The following is a 23911-nucleotide window of genomic DNA, read 5'->3' as shown; positions in this document are numbered from 1 at the left end:
AGTGATTTAATCGCACCGTGCCATATAATGCGCTATCTTTCAGTTGAGAACTTTTATCAAATAAATGAAGAGAGAAATAAAATGGCAATACGTGTACTTGTTTTATCTGATTCTTTGGCGCTACCAAGAGATGCTCCAGAATATTGCAGTTATGAAGCCACATGGCCAGTATTGTTAAAAACTTATGGCTATGAAGTTCAACAGTTATCTTTAGGGGGGGGACCTCTGGTGAGTTGCTTCGTCAAGCTAATTATTACATAAATTTTTGCCCAGATATTGTTATCGTCCAGTCTGGAATTGTCGACTGCACGCCACGATTTGTATCTAAATTAGAGCTGACGTTTATAAGGATGCTGCCACTATTGGGGAAAATATTATTAAGGGCGATTAATAGGCCAGTTTTTCGGCGTATTCGAAATATTAGATATACCAAAGAGAAACAATATGCTAAGAATATGTCTACGATAGTTAGTTTGTTTGATGGCAGTAGTGTATTTTTTATAGAGACGATTTTTGGTGATGACCTAATTAAAGCTGTTCCAAATATTGAAAAATATGTAGGCAGGTATAATACGATATTAAAACAACTTAAAAATGCAAGATATATAGCTCTTCCTGATGAGGGGATTACCATGAGTGATGGTCATCATCTAAACGAAAAAGGACATAGTGCACTATGTGAGCGTATTATTGTGGCGATTGGTGCTAATTAAAATTGGGCACTATATAGGGGCAGAACGCGCTTAATTTTAAGATAATGGAATAAAGTCAACTAGGGTATTAACAGCTGGTACAGATTGCCCAATGTGCTTTCACCTGATAGAAAAATTAGTTGTAACTGTAATAGAATCGTTTTATATGAAAACTGTGACGGTTTGTAGTCCTTTCAATTCGTAGCTTTAAAAATGAATAGTAAAGGAGCTTATACGCTAAATATAACTGGCCGTAGCAACGAATTGTTTAATGCAGGCGTAAAAATAGAGCAAGAGGCTTGTCTTGTTGGCAAGTTATATAACGAATTGCTATAGTTTCTTATATCTGCATATTGGGTCGATGCTGATTATATAGAGGATTTTAATTTGTAGTTGTTTTTGTGTGAGAATTGGCGACTAAATAGGTTGTGTGATGTCTATAAAATAATCTATTGACTTCGACAACCCAATAGATTTTGAAATTATAAGGTTTGTTTAAATAGCAACATAAGGGGTCATTAATGAGAGTGGCGGTTATTGGTGTGGGTTCCATGGGGCGGCGTCACATTCAAGTTATTGAAAATTTAGGTATGACATTGGTTGGTATTTTTGATCCACAACCAGCATCCATTAGTACGGCAGTTGATGAGTTTGGCCTATCTGATAAGCAGGTTTTTGATTCTGCTGAAGCGTTGTTGACGGATACTAATTTGGATGGATTGGTCGTCGCCTCTACGGCGCCTAGTCATTGCGAGTATGTTATTCAAGCAGCGCAAGCAGGTTTGAAGTATGTGCTCTGCGAGAAGCCAATGGCTGTCTCAGTAGATGAGTGTGACCAAATGATTGCGGCCTGTCGTCAATCTGGTACCCAGCTGGCGGTTAATCACCCACAGCGTTTTCTAGAGGAATATGTATCAGTCAAAAAGCTTGTAGAGTCCCCTGCATTGGGTGGATTACGCGGTATTATTATATCTGGTGCAAACTTTGGTTTGGCGATGAATGCTTCGCACTATTTTGAAATGCTGCGTTATATGAGTAATGGAAGCTTAACGAAAGCTGTGCAGTTTTGGGCGGACACTGTAACCGTGCCAAACCCTCGGGGTGATCAGTATAAAGATCGGTCTGGCCAATTACGTGCTGTATTGGAAAACGGTATGCGTGCTTATATCGAATTGGGTGGCGATCTAGGGCATGGCATTTCTGCTATCTATAATTGCAAGTACGGCCAAGTGTATGTGGATGAATTAGCGGGAAAGTTGCGTTGCGTACACAGAAAAGAAGAGAGCCGAACAATGCCAACAACTCGATACGGTTTGCCTTTTGATGAATATTTGGAGGAGATTAAGCCAATAGATGTGCTTGCTGCCACACAAGCAATATGGCAGTGCATGTTTGAGGAAGGCTCATTTCCAGATGGTGATTGTGGGCGTAATGTGGTTTGTGCATTAGTTGCGGCGCAATTATCAGCTGAACAAGACTCTGTGCTTGTTGAAGTTTCTCAAGTGAAGGGTAATACTAGAAAATTTCCTTGGGCATAAGGAGTTAAAATATGTCTCAAAAGAAAAAAGTTAAAGTGGCGCTAATTGGTGCTGGAAGTATGGCAACACAACATGCTAAAGCCTTTGCAGCGTTGCCAGATGTTGAGCTGTGTGGTATTCACAGTCGAACAAAAGAGCGTGCGAATAAATTGTGTCAGCAACATCCATCCATGTGTTATTACGCTTCCGTTGCAGAGTTATTTATGCAGACACAAGCAGATATAGTCGTTGTTGCAGTTAGTATATCAGCTATGCGCGATGTGGCATTCGAGTGTTTTCGTCAACCGTGGTTAGTTTTGTTGGAAAAGCCAGCTGGGATAAATTATAAAGAGGCAGGTGATATCTACAAAGCTGCTGCAGAGGCTGATTGTAATGTCTATGTGGGGCTCAATCGCCGTGCATTATCAAGTACGCGGCAGGTGCTGGATCGTCTGGAGCAAAATTCCTCAGAGAAGCGATTCGTTACTGTGCTTGATCAACAAGATCAAGAAGCGGCACGTAACGTTCATGGACACCCTTTAGAGGTCGCTAATAATTTGATGTATGGCAACTCCATACACTTGATTGATTACTTCAATACTTTGTGTAGAGGTAGTGTCACCCAAGTGGAGTCTATCATTCCATGGGACCCAGATAGTCCAGGATACGTGGTTGCTAAGATTAATTATTCCAGTGGTGACGTAGGGCTGTATGAAGCTAACTGGCAAGGTCCAGGCCCTTGGGCAGTGTCAGTGTCGACTGGGCAACGGCGATTGGAAATGCGACCACTTGAACAAGCAACAGAACAATTGAGAGGCCAAAGGGGGGTGACTGCATTTCCAATTGATTCTGCGGATTCGAATTATAAGCCTGGATTTTTGTATCAGGCCAGTCAAGCTGTTGCCGCAGCGAAAGGGAAAGTGGCTAAGTTGCCTACACTTGCAGATTCATTTAAAACGATGCAGCTGATTGCGGCAATTTATGGTCATGACAATAACCTATTGGACAACAATGATTGAAAAATAAAATGTATTCAGTTCGTTATTTGTTATGTAACTGTATTTGAATTGTACACCTTTCCGTTTTAGGAAAGGTGTGTTGGTTGGCATTAGTTGTATGGAAAATACTAGCTGGTATAATCGGAAGTGGGGAAATATCTAGTGATTATAGTAAAAAGCTGGTTTTCCTGCGCTCGGATATAATTAGAGAACGAGAGTTATACCAGTTATGAGTGAAGTATTAGAGTAAAAAAGCAAATTAGGGTAATGACAAATGAGGTTATTTGAACCTGCCATTGACAAATTTTTGGTAAAGGCAATAATTAAGAAGCTGTTCTAAAATAATCCTATGATATTTAGTATTCATGGTTACTAATAGATTAAAAAATGAGAAATTGGAAGAGTACATTAATTCCTCTTAATGCCACTATTCGAGAAGCTATGCGTAGCCTTGATAAAGAGTCATTGCGTATTTGCATGTTGGTTGATAATGAAAACAAACTTTTAGGTACGATTACCGATGGCGATATCCGTCGTGCTTTATTAGCTGACAGTAATATGGAAGATGCCGCAAACCTTGTAATGAACGTTCAGCCAATAACAGCTGATATAAATTCATCAAGAGAACAACGGCTGCAGTTGATGTCTGAATATGATTTAAATGCAATTCCTATTGTTGACACTAACAAAAAAGTGTATGGTTTAGAGACACTGCACCAGGCGATAGTTGTAGAAAAACGGGAAAATCCCGTTTTTATTATGGCTGGTGGTTTTGGTACTCGATTAAAACCTTTTACCGACCACTGCCCAAAACCTATGCTTAGGGTTGGTGACAAGCCGATGCTGGAGCGCTTAATAAATCAGTTTAAAATGCATGGCTTTAAAAACTTTTATATCTCTACACACTATTTACCAGAAGTGATTAGAGATTATTTTAAGGATGGCAAAGCTTGGGGTGTTAATATTCAATATATTCATGAAGAAAAGCCACTAGGAACAGGTGGGGCACTGGGGTTATTACCAAATGATTTAATTGATTTACCCATTATTATGGTGAATGGTGATGTGCTGACAAAGCTTAATTATGCACAGATTTTGCAACACCATATCGATAACAACTTTGATGCCACAGTGTGTGTGCGCGAAGATGAGCACCGTGTCCCTTTTGGCGTTATAGAAACAGAAAATCAGCTGATTATCAATATGGTTGAAAAGCCAACATACCACTATAAAATCAACACGGGTATTTATGTAATTAGCTCTGAAATTGTTAAATCTGTTGAAGTTGATCAACGAATAGATTTACCCACTTTGCTAGAGCAACATCGTGAAAACAATAAGCGTATCGGTACATTCACCAGCTATGATTATTGGTTGGATATAGGGCAAATGAAAGATTATCAAAAAGCGCAAAAAGATATAGAGATTTATTTTAAATAATTATATGAATAGAGAAAAAAATATCTTGCAATCATTCCAGCCAGAGGTGGGAGCAAACGCTTGCTAAGGAAAAACATCTTACCTTTAGCAGGAAAACCTTTGGTTGCATGGACTATTGAGGCTGCGTTAGAAAGTAAACATATATCTAAAGTTGTGGTAACAAGTGACAACGCTGAAGTGTTAGATATTGCAAAAACCTATTTAGTAACAGCGCTACAAAGACCAGACCATTTAGCAACAGATACAGCAACCAGCTTTGATGCTGTGAAGCATGCCATAGACAACAATCAAGGCTATGAATATGTGGTGATGTTACAACCGACAAGTCCATTACGTAACGCAAAGCATATTGATGAAGCTATTGAATTATTGGAATCGAAAAATTCTGATGCTGTTATATCGGTATGTGAAACAGAGCACAGCCCCTTATGGACCAATACGCTTCCAGCTAGTTTCAGTATGGATAATTTTTTGCGTGATGAAGTTTATAGTCAACGCAGTCAAGATCTACCCGTGTACTATAGGCTTAATGGCGCTCTTTATATTTGTAGGATATCTAGTCTTTTAAAACAAAAATCATTCTTTATTAAAAATAATATTTTTGCCTATAAAATGGATATGCATAGCTCGGTTGACATAGATACGGAGATGGATTTTAAGTGGGTGGAGTTTTTATTTAATGATATACGAGGTTAAACAATAGCGGGTATTGAGCTCTGGTGGCAATGGAAAATCGAGCACAAACTCGTGGATATTCTTTTTTCAGTTGTCACGGCGGTTATCGGCAGCATAGAAAGTCGTGAGGAGATTAGATCCAGTAGTAAGACGCTAGCGGTTATAGTATTCTGGAAGTCGGCTATGCTCAAAGGGAACTCAACTTGGCTTGGCAGAGAAAGATCTGTTTACGAGTTCGCATTGGTCAATCGAGTAACAATTATATTGCTAACTGTATATGGGCATGTGGTACATTCACTGTCTTTTTAAGAGTGGGTGTTGAGATCAAATTGGCGGAAGCATGGTGGCCATTTGCCACTTAGCGCTCAATACCGATATCAAACGTAAACAGAAGAGGATGAGTCTTAATAGCAATTATCTGTCGTTAAGCCCTATGATAGAATTGAGGCTCCCGTAGTCTTGCTCCGGGTCTCTAATCTATACTACTAAAATATTACATTATCGTGTTTATTATGATGTTTTTATATGTATAACAGAGCATAGTTTGATAGTTTACTATGAGATTTCTTTATGATGAGAAATAATTTATTTTTTTACATTTTATTCGTTTCTTTTAGTCGAGTTTTTATTATCCTAACAAAGCCTTTCATAAGAAAGAAAGATATCCTATTAATTTCGCAGTGCTTAGATAGCAGTATATTATTTAATATGAACCTGGCTAAAGAGTTAAATGGGGTCTCTAAAATCATAATTAAAAACAGATTAAATTTGTTGGCTTATACACTATTAGGTAAACCAGAGTTTATATTTCAGAAATCTAAAATTAAACCCATGCTAAGATCGGCTTATGGACGAGGGCTTGGGATGCATAAATCAAAACTAATTATTCATATGGAAAATGCTTGGGGGCTATCAGCTGCAATAAAAAAATACTCTGGCGCTAAGTTAATAAATATACCACATTGCGTTATTGGCACTGGATCGAACTATAGTATTATAGATTTCGATTATTATTTTATTTATGGCGATTCTTCTATAGATAACTTAAATAGAGGTGTAGGTATTCACATTCACTCTGGTAGTACTAAGCTTGTTAAAATAGGGCCATTAATGTGTGAAATTGATGATGGCTTAAAGTTGAGTAGTGAGCATGTTGCTAAAATTTCTAATTCTAATTTTGAACGGGTGGTTATTTATTCCTCGGCATTTACAAAAAATACAGCCGTTCAAAAGTTATTAGAGTTAACACATGAGATGGTAGTTGATTTTGCAAAGAAAGATCCTAATACATTAATTATTGTTACCCTACATCCTTGCGAAACTGTTAATGTCTTTTGGCACAAATATAAAAAATTGATAAATCTTATTGTACTTCCTTCTGGACACAACAAGGATGAGTTGGCATCTTATGCTTCAGTTCATTTAACTATGCTATCAAACTCAGTTATTGACTATGGATTAAGGGGGTTAGACTCTATTATTATTAGGTATAGTGACTACGGGGAAGATTTTTTGCAGTTTTCAAAATTTTTTAAGGTGTGTTCTAGTGCAGAAGAATTGATGCTAGCAGTCAAAAGCCACGCACCAGAGCAGTCTAGATTAAATGATTTCTTACCATATCATTGTGAATATACAGATATGGATACTTTTAGCAGGATGGTCGATTATCTTAATAGAATTCTCGCGGGAGAGGAATTAAAAGGTATTCCTTTTCATGTTTCATAATAACTGACTATCAAGTCAATATGCCTGAATTTAGATAATAACCACAACACTCAAATAATGGGATGGAAGTTGCCGGAAAAGGCGGTTAATTATTAAAGAGTTGATTGCTTAAACACGACGACTATGTTGACAGTTACCGTAGTTATGGACTTGTGCTCGTGATGTATTGTCGGGTGGCATATTGACAAACGCATGACCACGGACATTGTACGCAAAGCGCTGACTAGGTGTTACAACCTTAGGCAACCGCCTATTGGACTGATTTTCCACAGTACACTAGTCAGTGCTTTCGCAAATTACTTCGCAACTACAAGGTGCGGGCGAGTATGGGGTCGAGGGAGCTTACTGGGATAATGCTATAGTCGAGCGTTTCTTCGGTAGTTTAAACCACGATTGGCTTTATAAAGTGCCTCAGCCAACCCACGAGAATGTAAAGACAGATGTGGTTGTAATTTCCCCTCCCCAAAAGAACCGAAGCAGTTTTAAGTAGAAAATTCTATCATAGAGCAATGAGGAGTTTTCGATGAGAAAATCAAGATATTCAGACAGCCAGATACTGGCAATATTAAAACAAAATGAAAACGGTGTAGCTGTTGCAGATTTATGCCGAGAGCATGGCATGAGTTCAGCCCAGTTTTATAAATGGCGTTCTAAGTTTGGTGGTATGGATGCCTCGATGATGAAGTGGTTGAAAGCGCTTGAAGAAGAAAAACAGGTGTCTGAAAAAAATGTATGTGGAAGAACGTTTTAAGGCCGAGATTCGACAGGAAACCTTTGAGGGAAAGTTATAAAGCCATCTCATCGCAAGGAGATGGCGATGCATGCAATAGAGAAGTATAACATCAGTATTCGCTTTGCCTGTGACTGTCTGGGTATCAATGAAAGCTGTTATCACTACAAAGCAAAACTGTCAGGTGAAAATGGCTTGATTGCAGACTGACTTCTGCGTCTGACCACAACCAATAAGCGCTAGGGTTTTGGCCTGTGTTATTTGTATTTGCGCAATGTAAAAGGCTACGGCTGGAATCATAAACGCGTGTATCGCATCTACAGAGAGCTTGAGCTGAATCTACGCATTAAACCCAGACGTCGAATCAAGCGTGATAAACCTGATGCGTTGAGCGAACCTGTAGCCATAAATGAGGTCTGGTCGATGGACTTTATGAGTGACAGCCTTGAGGATGGACGAACACTGAGAACATTCAACGTGATTGACGATTTTAATCGTGAAGGCTTGTGTATTGATGTTGATCTATCTTTGCCTGCAGCAAGGGTAATCAGGGCTTCAGGTCGCGTGATTGAAGAACGAGGCAAACCTGCAGCGATTCGTTGTGACAACAGGCCTGAATGCATTGTGCAGGCGTTGATTGACTGGGCCAATAAAAACCGGATAAGCGTGATTTATATTCAACCTGGAAATCCAACGCAGAACGCTTATATCGAAAGATTTAATCGCACGGTACGCCATGAATGGCTGGATCTAAATATCTTCGAGACAGTTGAGCAAGCACAATGCTTAGCCACAAAGTGGTTATGGCAGTACAATAATGAACGTCCTAACATGGCTATTGGCGGTGTGCCACCGTGAATGCTATTGAAGACAGCATAACTTTCTACTAATAGCTGCTGCTTAAAATGGGGGGATTACAATATATTTATAAAGGAATTAGATAATAGTTTTGATGCTGAAGCTGGTATTAAGAGTAAGATTCCAATAAATAAGCTGATTCCTTATTTAAATGTTAATATATATGAAAGTTTGTTTAATAAATGATTAGTGTGTCAAATGGGAAGTAAAGAGTTTTTAGGATATTGGAAGCAAAAAGAAAGTAGTGGTCAGCGCTATAATGATCTAGAGTTCTATTCTAGAAAAGCTAGGGAGCATATTAATTATATTAAGGATTTAAATTGTGAGCCAGTTGCAGATTTGGGTTGCGGAGCAGGAGAATTACTTTCTTCTTATTTAAATCAAGATTTAAAGATTGATATTGGATTAGATTTTTCACAGTCAATGCTTAGCCAAGCTAAAAAACGAATTGGTAATCAATGTAATTTAAAAGTAGGGAATGTTTTAGATTTTTTACCTGAATTAAACTCTAAAGGTTGGATTTCTACTCAGTCATTAAGTCAATACCTAGACCCCAGTGAACTAAATATACTTGTCACTAGGTTTAAAGAGAATAGGCATGTGGAGAGTTTGCTATTGTTTGATACTATTAATTATCTTAACTACTATAATTTAAGTATAAGTGGTTCTAGGTATGATTCAAAAATTAAGCAACAAAATGTTAAGCAGGTTATTCGAGAGTTAAAAACAATATTAGGGGTGATGTTGTCTTTATTTAAACATATTTTTGAAAGCGGTAAGTCCCATAGAAAAATTTCAACAAGTATGGGGTATGGTTATTTGCCTGTTTTTTTTAAAAAATTAGCTGATGAGAATGATTTGGATTGTAAAATGTTTAGTTCTAAATATTACGAATACAGATACCATGTTATTTTATCCAAAAAAAGAAATGATTAATTTGTGAAATTGATGCCCAATAAAGAAAAATACCGTTTATTTTGCAAGCATGAGAAAAGCATTCCTATTTTTAGCCAGGCCTGGTGGCTAGACTCTGTGGTGGGGGATAACTGGAATGTGGCGTTGGTTGAGAAAAATGGTATGATTCAAGCAACTTTACCTTTTACTACTCGTCAGTATTTTGGTTTAACGTCTATAAGTCAGCCGACTTTAACCCAAACCCTTGGCCCATGGTTGCGCCCAAGTATGGCAAAATACGCAAAGCAGCTTTCACAAGAAAAAGAGTTATTACAAAAGCTTTTTCAACAATTACCTAAAGTAGCCTACTATAGCCAAAATTGGCATCACACCCGAACCAACTGGCTACCTTTATATTGGTTAGGTTACGAACAAACCACACGTTATACTTACCGCATAGAGGTTTTAACTAACGTAGAAAAAGTATGGGATGGATTTGAAGCAAAAATTCGTACTGATATAAGAAAAGCACAAAATAAAGAAGGGGTTAAAGTTCGCACTGATTTAACTGTTGATGAATTTTTAAACCTAAATGAAAAAGTATTTCAGCGCCAAGGAATGGCTCTACCTTACACACGAGAATATGTTAATAAATTAGATGCAGCATTAGAAAAGAACAACTCCAGACGTATTTTTATTGCTGTTGATGAAGAAGGAAGACACCACGCGGCAGTGTATTTGGTTTGGGACGATAATTCGGCTTACTACCTAATGGGTGGTGGTGACCCAGACCTACGCAATAGTGGTGCAACAAGTCTTTGCATGTGGGAAGCTATACAGTTTGCAGCAACAGTCACTAAAAGCTTCGATTTTGAAGGCTCTATGATTGAACCTGTTGAACGTTTTTTCCGTGGTTTTGGCGCAAAACAAATACCTTATTTTACTGTAAGCAAAACCAACTCCAAGCTGCTAAAAGCATACAAATTCCTACAAGGAATACGCAAATAAGTAACACTATATTTTTGCATGTATTTTCAATTTAATAATTTTCGTGTTTTTAGTAGGTTTCTTGGCCCCCCAACCTTAACAATGAAAATTCTGTGTTTTTCCGCGTCATTCTGTGGCCCACAAAGGTTTTAACTATGCCCTACTTCTCAGCCCAAGTCCTTAACTGGCTTTCTTTAATTTTAAAAGAACGTTTTGGTCAGTCTTTTACCCTTACCCAACCTCAAAACAGCCTTAAGCTAACCTTAGTCAACAGCGAACAAGGTCATATCCTGTTTCCCAAGTTAGAAGATGCTTTCCACCAATCCAGCTCAGACTTCCCTTGTGCCTACTGGGAAGCAACTAAAGAAGGCTGGGTTAGCGTATTAGGTCAGCCGTTAGTTGCACCTTGCGTCCATGAGTTGCCTGTGCAGCTTATTGAGTACCAAGCAGACCACGCAGTTATTCACTACGACATCCTTGGCCTAACCTACTGGATGCTTAACCGAATTGAAGAAATTGGACGTAAAGATTTAGATAACCATGAGCGCTTTCCAGCAATACACTCCCATGCTTATAAATACGATTACTTAGAACGCCCAATTGTCGATGAATGGCTGTACGTGCTGGGACAAGTCATAGAAAAAGTATGGCCTAACATAAAGCTAAAACAACACCAATTTAGTATGAAGGTGAGTCACGACGTTGACTCACCGAGCTTATATCAATTCAAATCTTGGAAAACTATTATTCGTATGATGGGTGGTCATTTACTAAAGCGCCATGACCTTAAATCCTTCTTTCAATCGCCTTATATAAAGGTTACTGCTGGTAGTCGTTTACATAATCAAGATCCACACAATACTTTTGATTGGTTGATGGATGTTTCCGAGGTGAATAATCTTACCAGTGCGTTTTATTTTATCTGTGGACGTACTAGTGAGCTAGATGCGGATTATGAGCCAGAAAACCAGGCTATCAAAAACTTAATAAAAAAAATGCATGAACGTGGTCATGAGATTGGATTGCATCCAAGTTATAACACCTATCAAACTCCTGAATTGATCAAACAAGAAGCTGACCAGTTGCGTCAAGTGTTACAAGAAGAGGGGATTGAGCAACCCATGTTAGGGGGTAGAATGCACTATTTACGTTGGCAGCACCCAACAACGTTACAGGCCTGGAATGATGCCGGCATGACTTACGATACCACCCTGAGCTATGCTGATCGTCCAGGCTTTAGATGTGGCACCTGTTTTGAATACCCAGCTTTTAACCCAACAACACAACAACAATTAGATATACGCGTGAGACCATTGATCGCAATGGAATGTACGGTGATAGCTGAGCGCTATATGAACTTGGGTTGTACACAAGAAGCTATTGCTAAATTCTTAGAATTAAAAAATAAATGCCAAAAGGTATCGGGCTGTTTTACATTGCTATGGCACAATAGCCACTTTAACTCTAATGAAGACAAACAAATCTACCAGAAAATAATAGAAAGCTGATATGAAAAAGATCCTAACCATCATTGGCGCTGGGCTGCAATTTATAAAAGCCAGTGTGGTGTCTAAAGTCATTCAAGAAAAGGATGAGCTAACAGAAGTACTGGTGCATACCGCCCAGAACTTTGATACCTACACAGATGGTGATTTTTAACTAAGTAATTTTTAAGAAATATGCTTTTTGTTGTCATATCATTTGTAGTATTAGTACTCGAAATTTATCTTTTCGGGGAGGTGGCTGAGTGTTTAAACCTGTTTAATCCCAATATAATTAGTTATATGTACTAGTATCGAGTTATAGCAACTTTTTATAATTCAGTTCTGGTTGTATTAAGATAAGAGGATTGCACTGCTGTTGCATAATTCTTATTTCATCTGATCAAAGGCACATAAATAGATGTATGAAAATATAATTACTAAAAGCTTAGGGGGATTTTGCGTTAGATATTATTTTTTGGATGCTTTTTCTGCTTACACCTTTGAGTATGTTTTTTTGCTAAAGGTAGCTGGTGAGAAGCTAAACCAAGTTGGTATTGTCAACCTGGTGACCGTAGCTTTATTTGTTTGTCTCTCCAAGTTAGAGCTAAATCCTTTAACTATTGCCTTTACTGTATGGGTTGCCTTCCACCTAAAAAATCTATCGCTTATAGGCTTTGGTGGGTATTTAATTGACTTTTATCTGATATTTGTTTCTGTGATTGTTTTTACGATGTTGTCTGTAACGGGTAAAATTAGAATAAGAAATAATAAGCTTCATAAATTTTGCAAGCAATAATGGTAAAGTCAAATTGGTATAGGGTGGAGCAGAGGTAAATATAATGAATATTTGTTCAGTTGGTCATGCATATTTTCCTCATAAGTTAAATTATCAGTCTGAGTCATGTAGGAAGTATGATATGAACTATTCGTACTTGGTGTTGAATGATAAGTTTGATTTTGAGAGTAGTGCAAGAGTAATTGAGGTCCCCACAAGCCCGATTAAAAGATTGTTCCATTACTTTATTTATATATGGAAAAATAAAATCGACTGCGTCGAGGTTTATGATACAGGTCTCCTCACATTTTTTTATTCTTTGTTTGCATTCTTAATACGTAAAAAAGTCATTATTTTTATTATTGGCATGGAGCTTTTACCTGTTGAGCGTGGTGAAAGTAAGATAAGTATAAAAAGGCGATTTAAAAGGTTAGGGTTTTTTCTATCTTTAAAGCTGGCTGATAAAATAATATTTAAAGAACTGCATATGCTCGAATATTTAGATAAATGGAATTTGTCTCATAAGGTACACCATCTGCATAATGCAGTACCAATCCTTGCTTTACCTAAATTGGAATTGAAAAATATTGATGTCATCTATGTTAATACAGTTAGGAAGATGAGGTACCCATTACTTTTTTTAGGTGCGTTGAGTATTTTGAAGGATAAAGGCATTTTTCTAAACTGTAAAATGATGGGCTTTCATAGCTTGCAGTCTAATGCTCAAGTTCCAGATAGGACCGCTGAAGAAGATGCGCTAAAATATATAGAGAAATACGACCTATCAGATTGTGTTGAAGTAATGCCTTTTAGAACCGATGCTCTTGAGTATATTAAGAGGTCGAAAATATTCGTTCTACCCTCTGATGTTATTTATGCAAATTATTCACTTCTAGAGTCAATGGCATCCTCATGTGTCCCTATAGTAACTGAAGGTGATGGTGCTGCTAAAGTTGTTGACAATGGAGTAAGTGGGTTTGTGTGTGCTTTTGATAGTCAAGATATAGCTAATCGTATATCTACCCTTTTACAAGATAAAAAAACTCTGTTGAGGCTATCAGAAGGTGCCAGAAATAAAATTATAAAAGAATTTAGTATAGAAGTCTGGGCTAAAACATTATTCAATATATATAATCAGGAGTAGCACGTTGCAGAAAATCCTATTTTATACCAGAAACAATGCTGAGAAGCACGTAATAGTAAAAAATATTTTGTATTTTCTAAGCTCTATTGCAGATGTAAGCGTAATACCTTTTGCTTCTGTTTTTAAGATGCGGAAGACATTTGCTAAGCAAAAGTTTGATTATGTGTATCATGATGACCCAATAGCCTACATTCTTTTTTCATTCTTTGGAGTGAAGGCAAAAAAAATATTTCACTCACTAGAAATGTACGAATACCAGATTGATATAAATAATCCCAAAAGAATAGCTAGGTTTTTAGTTTTTTTGATTTGTCATCGTTTAGCACTCAAGGGATCAGAGTTGGTTATTTTCCCCAATTTGTTACGTAGGAATTTTTATCTTGACAAATATAAATGGCTCGATGTTGACAAAACAGCTATTTTAAAGAATATTCCCCGAACTTTAGAAGGGGGGGGGCTAAAAATAACCCTGAAAATAAAGCTGTTGAATTATTCACCAAAAAGTTTAAAGCAACTTTAGTAATTGCGGGGGCAATAGGTGAAGGAAGAGAGATTAGCGGTGTTATTGAGAAGTTTGCTAATCAGAATGAATATGGTTTGTGTGTTATTACTCAAAGTCAAGTGTTAATGCCCGAAAGTGAATCAATTTTAGTTTTGCGGAATTTGCCACATAGCACAGTTCTTGGGCTGTATGATTTTTTTGACGCTGGTTTGTTATCATACGAAAATCACCCTCTAAACGTTAAGTTTTGTGCACCAACAAAAGTATATGAATACTTGGCTGCTGGCTTGTATATTATCGGAAATTCAAATTATTCATTAAAAGATAGTGGCTATTGTGACTACATATTTTTTCAAACCGGCGAAGTCCTAGGGTTTATGCAAGAGATTTCTACTTTAAAATGTAAAGAAAAAATTTCTTTTGATTTTGATGAGGATTTTCAGGAGATTATACATAAAATTGGTATTTCGGGGGCAGGGTGGTGAAAAAAATAATATGTGTTTTCGGTACACGACCTGAAGCCATTAAAATGGCGCCTTTGGTTAGACTGTTAAGCGTTGACAATCGCTTTGATGCTAAGGTGTGTGTAACTGCTCAGCATCGTGAGATGCTTGATCAGGTATTAGAATTATTTGAAATCACCCCTGATTATGACTTAAATCTAATGAAAACAGACCAAGATTTGTATGATATTACATCAGGTGTGTTGTTGGGTTTGCGTGATGTATTAAAAGATTTCCAGCCTGATATGGTGCTAGTGCATGGTGACACTGCCACTACCTTTGCAGCATCGCTAGCAGCCTTTTACCAGCAAATTCCTGTAGGTCATGTGGAAGCTGGCTTGCGTACTGGTAACTTGTATTCCCCTTGGCCTGAAGAGGCTAACCGTGTATTAACGGGTTGCTTGGCAGCTTTGCATTTCGCACCTACGGAACGCAACCGTAAAGCGCTACTGCATAATCAAGTGAGTGACAACGCTATTATAGTTACCGGCAATACTGTAATTGATGCTTTGCAGTGGGTGGTGAAAAAAATTGAAAGTTCCACCGATTTAAAACATCGCATTGCCCTCGCTTTACAAGATGCAGGTTTGGATACGCAGGTTCTTAATAATCGTTATGTGCTGATTACTGGTCACCGTCGTGAAAATTTTGGCTTGGGTTTTGAAAGTATTTGTGCAGCTTTATGTGATTTGGCCACCGTCAATCCAGAGACCCATTTTATTTATCCTGTACATTTAAACCCTAACGTGCAAGAGCCTGTTAAACGCTTGCTAGGTGGGTTTGCCAATGTGCATCTTATTAAACCTTTAGGTTATGGACCATTTGTGCAGCTTATGCAAGGTTCATACTTAGTACTTACCGATAGTGGTGGTGTACAAGAAGAGGCACCTGGATTAGGTAAGCCTGTGTTAGTGATGCGTGATACTACAGAAAGACCAGAAGCAGTAGAAGCGGGTACCGTAAAACTGGTGGGCACTAAAGTTAAAACCATTAAAGAAGAAGTACAGATGCTGCTGAGTGACAATGTTTTATATGAAGCTATGTCGCGTGCACATAACCCATACGGTGATGGGAGAGCAAGCCAAAGAATTATTGAGTTTAGTGCTGAGCACTTAATGAAATCATGAGTTTTAGTAACCCGCTATATAGCACAGATGCTAAAATTACTTCGGTTTTCCGTGTAATTTCGGAGCTGAAAAAGAATTTCAAATGAAAAAAATCCTAACCATCATCGGCGCACGTCCACAGTTTATAAAAGCCAGTGTGGTGTCCAGAGCTATTCAAGAAACTGACGAGCTAACAGAGGTATTGGTGCATACTGGCCAGCATTTTGATGCCAATATGTCGGATGTGTTTTTTAACCAGCTTGGTATCCCTCGTCCTCATTATCAGCTAGATATTCATGGTGGTAGTCATGGTGATATGACAGGCCGCATGTTGATTGAGATAGAAAAGGTGTTACTAAAAGAAAAAGCTGATTGGGTGTTGGTATACGGCGATACTAACTCAACCCTTGCAGGGGCTTTGGCAGCAGCTAAGCTGCATATACCGGTAGCCCATGTGGAAGCAGGCTTGCGTAGCTTTAATATACGTATGCCAGAAGAAATAAATCGCATACTTACCGACCAAATTAGTCGCATACTGTTTTGTCCAACAGACTCTGCTGTGACTAATTTATACAACGAAGGGTTTGCTAGTAAATTGGCCGAAATACAGCAAGTCGGGGATGTAATGCAAGATAGTGCCATGTTTTTTGCTAAACAAGCTGCGCAGCCTAAAGATTTTAATGTAGCTGATGGGTTTATTTTAACGACCCTTCACCGTGCAGAAAACACAGACAACCCAGAACGTTTAGCGGCCATTATCGAAGCGCTTAACCATTTGCACAAAAATACTGCGCCTGTCGTTTTACCACTACACCCACGCACGCGAAACGTTATTGCTAAACAAGGGTTATCATTAGATGTACAGGTGATAGACCCAGTTGGCTACCTAGAAATGATATGGCTACTACAACATGCAGGCCTCGTACTTACCGACAGTGGCGGCGTACAAAAAGAAGCATTTTTCTTTAATAAAGCCTGCGTTACCATGCGTGATCAAACCGAGTGGGTTGAACTTATCGAAGCAGGTGCAAACGAACTGGTAGGCGCAGACACTCAAGCCATTATCAATGCAGCAGGCAAAAAACTTGGCCGTGTGGTTGAAGATGAAAACAGCTTGTATGGCGGTGGCGTGGCGGCTAAGCGGATAGTAGAACAATTAAAATTAATCGAGATTTAATATTAACTATGCAAAGCAATAATGGCAAAACCGTATGGATTATCAACCAATACGCTTCTACACCTGAAACAGGCTATGCTGGGCGACACTACTATTTTGGTGAAGAGTTAGCCAAACAAGGTTATAAAGTGTATGTGATTGCGGCTGCTGCAACGCATTTGTTGCGTAAACAGCCTGAGTTTGATGGAGATTTTAGCTTTGAAAATCATAAAGGTTTTACCTTTGTTTGGGTAAAAGTACCACCTTTTTCTGAAGCACACAGTAAACAACGGGCGATTAATTGGTTTTTGTTCCCTTGGCGTATACAAAAGCTAGCTCAGCTGATACCAGATAAACCCGATGCTGTTTTGTGCTCTTCACTATCACTTATTTCCTTTTTGGGTGCACAGCGATTGGCAAGAAAATTCTTAGCCAAGCTGGTATTTGAGGTGCGTGATATTTGGCCTCTATCTTTGATAGAGATAGGCGGCTACTCACGAAATCACCCTTTTGTCCGTTTTATGCAGTGGGTGGAAAACAAAGCTTATAAAGACTCTGATAGAGTCGTTTCAAACCTTAAAAACTCCGTGGAACATATGGTTGAGCATGGGCTAGACAGAAAAAAATTTACATGGGTACCAAATGGCTTTTCTTTGGATGAAGTGAACCAAAACACTCCGCTTGATGCAGAAGTGGAAGTATTGCTTCCTAAAAATAAGTTTCTTATCGGCTACACAGGTACACTGGGTGTAGCTAATGCGATGGATACGCTAATAGAAGCTGCAGAGCTGCTTAAAGATAACTCAAGTATTGCCTTTGTGCTAGTGGGCGGTGGTAAAGAAAAAGAAGCATTACAAAAGTTGGTTCGAGATAAGGATTTAGTTAATGTGGTTTTTATAGATCCAATTTCTAAAGTGCAAATACAGGCTATGTTAGCTTGTTTTGATGCTTGCTTTATCGGGTTGACAAAAGACCCTTTATTTAGATTTGGGGTGTCACCAAACAAGCTATTCGACTATCTCTACTCAGGTAAGCCAGTTTTATATGCAATAGAGTCGGGTGCATATACACCAGTGAGTGACGCACAGGCTGGATTACAAATAGAACCCGAAAACCCTCAAGCTATAGCTGATGCTATTTTGCAGCTTTATCAAATGCCTGGAGAAGATCTTAAGCAAATGGGGCAAAATGGCCACAAAGCAGCATTAGAACAATACGAATACGGTATGTTGGCGCAAAAGCTAGAAAAGGTTTTGTTTGATGATTGAACGCTCTTTCGATATTGTCGTATCAGTGAGTGTTTTATTGCTGTTATCGCCTGTGTTGCTAATTATTATATTTTTGCTGCATGTCTAACTAGGAAAGTTTGCGTGTAAGAATATTATGGAGCGTTTGATACAGGTTTTTTTTATTTTTACAGTTGAAGACTAGGTGAGCAACTGCCTGGTTTTGTTTGTTAAACCGCTCTAATCATCATCACACTTTTTGAACGGTATTTTGCTGTGGGTAGAGTTCGTTAGTCCATTAGTAATAAAGCCTTATGTTAAAACAATTCAGTTAAAAATCAGAAGCTATACAGCTCGATTTGAGAAGTATGGCTTTTTAAACCCGTTGAGTGAGTTTGCGCTTATATGTACATCTTTTGCTAGAAAGTTACGGTGCGCGATAATGAGTCATTAATTGCTATATACTAGATTGAAACAAAACTATAATAGACTTTTTATTGGTGGGTTGTTGAACGGCTGACCACTTTTGAACGATGTTTTTAGGCAATTTCAATTCATGATAAGAAACAAAATCAATTTTAATTTTCTTCGTTTTCTTCCTATGCAGCTTTTGCTGGGGCTTGTGTTGTGTGTGTGGTTGCCATCGTTATTCTTTTGGTGGGAGTATTTTCCACGCTATTTCACAATGGGTCTGATTGTTAGTCTTGCAGCATCAGCTTGGTTGCTATTGGCCACGCTGATTTCTCGGTATTATTTTAACCGCTTTCCAGGCATTAGCGCGGCGACGTATATTCTGCCGCTTGCTGTTTTTTGGCTGATTGTTACGTTGCTGATTATCAAACTGATTGGTTTGCCGTTCTCGCTTAAATATATTGTATTGTCGACCACGCTGATTGTTATCTTCTTATTTCTCACTGAGATGGTGATACAGAGAAACAAAGTGCATACGTTGGCCTACATTCCTCTAGGGCACGCAGAAGATTTGCCGCCACAAATTCCTTTTGTGCAATGGTTACAGCTGGAATCACCAGAGCTGGCGCAACCAGTCACCGGGATCGTTGCGGATTTGCATAGTGGTGTGTTAGATGGCGATTGGGAGCGATTTATCGCAGAGCAGACGCTGCAGGGCGTACCAGTGTATCATCATCGCCATATTCGCGAATCGCTAACCGGACGCGTGCGCATCAAGCATCTTTATGAAAATGAATTAGGCTCATTGTTGCCGTCTAAAGATTATATGGTGATTAAATATCTGATTGATGTACTTTTGGTGCTGATAAGCCTACCGCTGACGGGCTCTATTATGACGATTACGGCGCTATTAATCCGTTTGGAAAGCCCGGGCCGTGTTCTATTTAGGCAAAAGCGCGTTGGGCAGGGCGGTCAAGAGTTTATAATGTATAAATTCCGCAGTATGTGTCATGATTCTGAGGCACAAGGTGCTAAAATGGCCAGCGAAAATGATATGCGTGTCACGAGAGTGGGCAAGTTTATTCGTAAATCGCGTATCGATGAACTGCCGCAAATATTTAATGTATTAGAAGGCAATATGAGCCTGATTGGCCCGCGTCCTGAGCAAAAAGTATTTGTTGATCAGTTCGAACAAACGATTCCGTTTTATAATTATCGTCATATTGTGAAGCCTGGCATCTCGGGTTGGGCGCAAGTCGTTCATGGTTATGCGGATAATGAAGACGAAACGAAAATAAAAGTCGAGCATGATTTTTTCTATATCAAGCATTTTTCGTTTACGCTCGACCTGCTCATTTTTTTCAAAACGATTCATACGATGGTCACGGGCTTTGGTGCGCGCTAGATAGATAGGATGAAATGATGATTTTAGTCACAGGTGGCGCAGGGTATATCGGTTCGCATACTGTATTGGCCTTATTAGATGCGGGTTATCAGGTGTTGGTGCTCGATAATTTGGCTAACAGCTCTCGTGAGGCGATTCACCGGGTCGAGCAGATTAGCGGTGCGGAAGTTGCGTTTGTGGAAGGCGATGTACGAGATCGTGCGTTGCTTGGTCAGCTGTTTGCTGATTATGATTTTAGCGCGGTGATGCATTTTGCCGGGTTAAAAGCTGTTGGCGAAAGCGTGGAAAAACCGCTGATGTATTTTGATAATAATGTCGGCGGCAGCATCCATTTGCTTGAAGCGATGAAGGTCGCTGGGGTGAAGCGGTTTGTGTTTAGCTCGTCGGCGACTGTGTATGGTGAGCCTGCGGAGATGCCGATTAGTGAACGTTGCCCAACCGCGCGCCCAACCAACCCTTATGGTTTATCGAAGCTGATGGTTGAGCAGGTGATGCAAGAGCTTAGTGTCGCAGAACCCGATTGGCAGATGGCGGCTTTGCGCTATTTCAACCCGGTTGGCGCGCATGAAAGCGGCCTTATTGGCGAAGATCCGTCTGACATCCCGAATAACCTGGTGCCGTATATCAGTAAAGTAGCGATTGGTGAACTGGTGCAGCTTTCTGTGTTTGGCGATGATTACAACACACCCGATGGTACAGGCGTGCGCGATTATATTCATGTGTTGGACTTGGCGCAGGGACATGTGGATGCGCTGCGTTATCTGGAAAAAGAAGCTGGGCTGCACGTTTGGAATTTAGGCACAGGCAACGGCTATTCTGTGCTCGAGATGGTCGCGGCGTTTGAAGTAGCTAGTGGGCAAGCAGTGCCTTATCAAATCGTGCCACGCCGCGCAGGCGATATTGCGACATGCTATGCAGACAGTCATAAAGCCGCAACAGAGCTCGGTTGGCGTGCCGAGCGCGATCTAAACGCGATGATGACCGACACTTGGCGCTGGCAATCAAACAACCCTAAAGGCTACCGCGGTTAGCATCTTTCTGTTTTTGATACTTCAGAACAGCATGTCTAAGCCAGTTTCTTATCGCGATGCTCTACTATGATGTTCGGGAAGTCTTGGCCGAGGATTTTTGCTAACGTTTCCACGATATACACGCTGCGGTGTTGTCCGCCTGTGCATCCGATGCTGATGGTTAAATATGCGCGGTGGCCGCTTTTGATGAATTGCGGCAGGCAGTAGCTTAAAAAAGCGCTGCTGTGTTCGATAAAGCCTTGGGTTTCTGAGTATTGCGCTAAAAACTCAGCCACTGGTTTATCTTGACCGCTGAACGGGCGTAGGCTTTCATCCCAGTGTGGGTTGGGCAAAAAGCGCACGTCAAATAAATAATCAGCGTTCACTGGCGTGCCGTGTTTAAAGCCAAACGACTGTAAGGTGATTTTTAACGCGTTATCGCTGCTGCTGAGTAGTTGACGGATGCGGTCTTTTAGACGATAGAGGTTATAACGACTGGTATCGATGGTGATTTCCGCGAGATCAAAGAGGTTACCGAGCAGTTGTCGCTCATTAGCAATCGCTTGCGGTAGGGATTCTTCTTGGTGCGCCATAGTGTGCGCTGGGTGTGGTCGTCGGGTTTCGCTAAAGCGCCGGACGAGTGTTTCGTCATCAGCGGTGAGAAACAAGATTTGAATATTCACACGATCGCGCAAGTCTTTTATGATCGAGGGGAGGTGGCTGATGCCGGAGAGATCACGCGAATCGATGGCTACCGCAACCGGCTGCGGATGCGCAGCCGCAAAACGATCGACGAGTGGCGCGAGCATATTGCTCGGCAAATTATCGATACAATAATAGCCCATGTCTTCAAGGGTGTGCATCGCGGTGGTTTTACCTGCGCCGGCAAGACCTGTGACGATAAGCATACAATCCTCCTTTAACGTGACTTAATGCTTAGTTTCTCGATCGCTACGCCACACCGATTGCTCGATGTGGCCTATCTTACTTACTGAATCCGCTTATATTTAATTCGCGTGGGTTGATCGGCCACCTCGCCTAGGCGTTTGCGACGATCGGCTTCGTATTCGCTGTATGTACCTGGGAAGAACGACACACTCGAATCGCCTTCAAAGGCGAGGATATGCGTGGCAACCCGGTCTAAGAACCAGCGATCGTGCGAGATAACCAACGCGCTGCCTGGGAAGGCGAGAATCGCTTCTTCAAGCGCGCGCAAGGTTTCCACGTCGAGATCGTTGGTCGGCTCATCAAGCAGCAACACGTTTCCGCCGCTTTTTAGAAGCTTGGCTAAATGCAGGCGGTTACGCTCACCACCAGACAAATCACCGACGCGTTTTTGCTGGTCAGCGCCTTTGAAATTAAAGCGGCCTAAATACGCGCGCGATGGGATGGTGTAGTTACCCACGGTAATATTATCCAAACCATCAGACACTTCTTCCCACACCGTTTTGCTGCCGTCTAGTCCTTCACGAGATTGATCAACAAAGGCGAGATCAACTGTTTCGCCCAAGGTGATGTTGCCGCTATCCGGGGTATCTTTGCCGGCGATTAAGTTAAACAGCGTGGATTTACCCGCGCCGTTTGGCCCGATAATCCCGACAATAGAGCCTGGTGGCAAGTTGAAGCTTAGGTCTTCATAGAGCATTTTGTGTGCGTAGCCTTTGCTCAGGTCTTCCGCGATAATCACTTTATCGCCTAAACGGTTGCCTGGTGGAATATAGATTTCCTGGGTTTCGCTGCGTTTTTGGAATTCGCGGCTCGACAACTCATCAAAACGCGCCAAACGCGCTTTGCTCTTGCTCTGACGGCCTTTGGCGTTGCTGCGCACCCATTCGAGCTCTTGTTTGAGCGCGCGACGGTGCGCTGATTCTTGTTTCTCTTCGGTGGCCAAGCGTTTTTCTTTCTGATCCAGCCATGAAGAGTAGTTGCCTTGCCAGGGAATCCCTTCGCCGCGGTCAAGCTCGAGAATCCAGCCAGCGACGTTGTCTAAGAAATAGCGATCGTGTGTTACCGCAACGACTGTACCCGGGAATTCTGCTAAAAAGCGCTCAAGCCACGCCACCGACTCGGCGTCGAGGTGGTTGGTTGGCTCATCAAGTAGCAGCATGTCTGGGTTTGAGAGCAATAAGCGGCACAGCGCCACGCGACGTTTCTCACCACCAGATAGGGTAGCGGTTTTTTGATCCCATGGTGGCAGGCGCAGGGCGTCTGCTGCGATATCCATACGGCGTTGCATATCATGTCCGTCACCAGCGGAGAGTTTGTTTTCAAGCTCAGCTTGTTTGGCCGCAAGCGCGTCAAAATCGGCTTCAGGATCGGCGTATGCGGCGTACACTTCATCGAGCTCTGCTTGCACGCTCTTCAGATCGCTTAATGCTTCTTCAACCACTTCTCGCACTGTTTTCTCAGGATCAAGCTGCGGCTCTTGCGGCAGATAGCCGATGTCGAGGTTCGGCTGCGGTCGCGCCTCACCTTGGATATCGGTGTCGATGCCTGCCATAATGCGAAGCAGGGTGGATTTACCCGCGCCGTTTAAGCCAAGGATGCCGATCTTCGCGCCAGGGAAAAACGACAGCGAGATATTTTTTAGGATATGTTTGCCGGGTGGGACAATTTTGCTCACCCGATTCATGGTGAATACGTATTGACTCATTTCAGACTTTCATTAGTGAA

At 40.6% G+C, this 23911-nt stretch carries 20 protein-coding genes and 3 pseudogenes; 21 read left to right on the top strand and 2 right to left on the bottom strand.

Features of this window, described 5'->3' with window-relative positions:
• Positions 1 to 362 precede the first annotated feature (362 nt).
• The 21 genes and pseudogenes from L0B52_RS04030 to galE all read left to right on the top strand — a co-directional run bounded on the left by L0B52_RS04030 (position 363) and on the right by galE (position 21259).
• Positions 363 to 713 carry a hypothetical protein gene (locus L0B52_RS04030; protein ID WP_235065266.1) on the top strand — a complete coding sequence of 117 codons (351 nt, stop codon included), beginning with the start codon at positions 363 to 365 and terminating at the stop codon, positions 711 to 713.
• Positions 714 to 1213: 500 nt separating this feature from the next.
• Positions 1214 to 2230, top strand: coding sequence for a Gfo/Idh/MocA family protein (locus L0B52_RS04025; protein WP_235065262.1), 1017 nt, complete (start codon positions 1214 to 1216; stop codon positions 2228 to 2230).
• 11 nt (positions 2231 to 2241) lie between these two features.
• A complete protein-coding gene (locus L0B52_RS04020) occupies positions 2242 to 3228 on the top strand; it encodes a Gfo/Idh/MocA family protein (protein WP_235065261.1) in 987 nt (328 codons plus the stop codon).
• A gap of 366 nt (positions 3229 to 3594) precedes the next feature.
• Positions 3595 to 4647 (top strand): nucleotidyltransferase family protein, encoded by a 1053-nt coding sequence (locus L0B52_RS04015; protein WP_235065260.1) that lies wholly within the window; start codon positions 3595 to 3597, stop codon positions 4645 to 4647.
• A 60-nt stretch (positions 4648 to 4707) separates the two neighbouring features.
• Positions 4708 to 5343, top strand: coding sequence for an acylneuraminate cytidylyltransferase family protein (locus L0B52_RS04010; RefSeq protein ID WP_235065259.1), 636 nt, complete (start codon positions 4708 to 4710; stop codon positions 5341 to 5343).
• 549 nt (positions 5344 to 5892) lie between these two features.
• Complete coding sequence (locus L0B52_RS04005) at positions 5893 to 7047, top strand: hypothetical protein (protein ID WP_235065258.1); 1155 nt, start codon at positions 5893 to 5895, stop codon at positions 7045 to 7047.
• Between the two features lie 165 nt (positions 7048 to 7212).
• Positions 7213 to 7492, top strand: a pseudogene (locus tag L0B52_RS04000) (IS3 family transposase); the annotation flags it as partial.
• A 78-nt stretch (positions 7493 to 7570) separates the two neighbouring features.
• A pseudogene (locus tag L0B52_RS03995) lies at positions 7571 to 8635 on the top strand (IS3 family transposase).
• A 198-nt stretch (positions 8636 to 8833) separates the two neighbouring features.
• Entirely contained in the window at positions 8834 to 9571 is a 738-nt protein-coding gene (locus L0B52_RS03990) for a class I SAM-dependent methyltransferase (RefSeq protein WP_235065257.1), read from the top strand.
• Between the two features lie 12 nt (positions 9572 to 9583).
• Positions 9584 to 10537 carry a GNAT family N-acetyltransferase gene (locus tag L0B52_RS03985; RefSeq protein WP_235065433.1) on the top strand — a complete coding sequence of 318 codons (954 nt, stop codon included), beginning with the start codon at positions 9584 to 9586 and terminating at the stop codon, positions 10535 to 10537.
• A gap of 134 nt (positions 10538 to 10671) precedes the next feature.
• Complete coding sequence (locus tag L0B52_RS03980; protein ID WP_235065256.1) at positions 10672 to 12024, top strand: polysaccharide deacetylase family protein; 1353 nt, start codon at positions 10672 to 10674, stop codon at positions 12022 to 12024.
• A gap of 1 nt (position 12025) precedes the next feature.
• Positions 12026 to 12151, top strand: a pseudogene (locus L0B52_RS03975) (UDP-N-acetylglucosamine 2-epimerase (non-hydrolyzing)); the annotation flags it as partial.
• Between the two features lie 267 nt (positions 12152 to 12418).
• Positions 12419 to 12796 (top strand): hypothetical protein, encoded by a 378-nt coding sequence (locus L0B52_RS03970; RefSeq protein ID WP_235065254.1) that lies wholly within the window; start codon positions 12419 to 12421, stop codon positions 12794 to 12796.
• A gap of 121 nt (positions 12797 to 12917) precedes the next feature.
• Positions 12918 to 13919 carry a glycosyltransferase gene (locus L0B52_RS03965; RefSeq protein WP_235065253.1) on the top strand — a complete coding sequence of 334 codons (1002 nt, stop codon included), beginning with the start codon at positions 12918 to 12920 and terminating at the stop codon, positions 13917 to 13919.
• A 4-nt stretch (positions 13920 to 13923) separates the two neighbouring features.
• Complete coding sequence (locus tag L0B52_RS03960) at positions 13924 to 14439, top strand: hypothetical protein (RefSeq protein ID WP_235065251.1); 516 nt, start codon at positions 13924 to 13926, stop codon at positions 14437 to 14439.
• A 107-nt stretch (positions 14440 to 14546) separates the two neighbouring features.
• Positions 14547 to 14906 carry a hypothetical protein gene (locus tag L0B52_RS03955; protein WP_235065250.1) on the top strand — a complete coding sequence of 120 codons (360 nt, stop codon included), beginning with the start codon at positions 14547 to 14549 and terminating at the stop codon, positions 14904 to 14906.
• A 44-nt stretch (positions 14907 to 14950) separates the two neighbouring features.
• Positions 14951 to 16051 (top strand): non-hydrolyzing UDP-N-acetylglucosamine 2-epimerase, encoded by a 1101-nt coding sequence (wecB, locus tag L0B52_RS03950; protein WP_409202315.1) that lies wholly within the window; start codon positions 14951 to 14953, stop codon positions 16049 to 16051.
• Between the two features lie 82 nt (positions 16052 to 16133).
• Positions 16134 to 17207, top strand: a complete 1074-nt coding sequence (wecB, locus tag L0B52_RS03945) for a non-hydrolyzing UDP-N-acetylglucosamine 2-epimerase (RefSeq protein WP_235065248.1) — start codon at positions 16134 to 16136, stop codon at positions 17205 to 17207.
• A gap of 8 nt (positions 17208 to 17215) precedes the next feature.
• Positions 17216 to 18454 (top strand): glycosyltransferase family 4 protein, encoded by a 1239-nt coding sequence (locus L0B52_RS03940; protein WP_235065246.1) that lies wholly within the window; start codon positions 17216 to 17218, stop codon positions 18452 to 18454.
• Positions 18455 to 19013: 559 nt separating this feature from the next.
• The gene (locus L0B52_RS03935; protein ID WP_235065245.1) at positions 19014 to 20228 is read left to right on the top strand and encodes a sugar transferase; all 1215 of its coding nucleotides are present in this window, start codon (positions 19014 to 19016) and stop codon (positions 20226 to 20228) included.
• 14 nt (positions 20229 to 20242) lie between these two features.
• The gene (gene galE / locus L0B52_RS03930; RefSeq protein WP_235065243.1) at positions 20243 to 21259 is read left to right on the top strand and encodes a UDP-glucose 4-epimerase GalE; all 1017 of its coding nucleotides are present in this window, start codon (positions 20243 to 20245) and stop codon (positions 21257 to 21259) included.
• A gap of 35 nt (positions 21260 to 21294) precedes the next feature.
• Here the strand turns inward: galE and rapZ are convergent, their stop codons facing one another.
• Positions 21295 to 22146 (bottom strand): RNase adapter RapZ, encoded by an 852-nt coding sequence (gene rapZ / locus L0B52_RS03925; protein WP_235065242.1) that lies wholly within the window; start codon positions 22144 to 22146, stop codon positions 21295 to 21297.
• 80 nt (positions 22147 to 22226) lie between these two features.
• Positions 22227 to 23891, bottom strand: a complete 1665-nt coding sequence (gene ettA / locus L0B52_RS03920; protein WP_235065241.1) for an energy-dependent translational throttle protein EttA — start codon at positions 23889 to 23891, stop codon at positions 22227 to 22229.
• Positions 23892 to 23911 lie beyond the last annotated feature (20 nt).

The sequence above is a fragment of the Suttonella sp. R2A3 genome (genome assembly GCF_021513215.1).
In the GTDB taxonomy this organism is placed as follows: Bacteria; Pseudomonadota; Gammaproteobacteria; order Cardiobacteriales; family Cardiobacteriaceae; genus JAHUUI01.
This window is presented reverse-complemented; position numbering and strand designations above follow the sequence as displayed.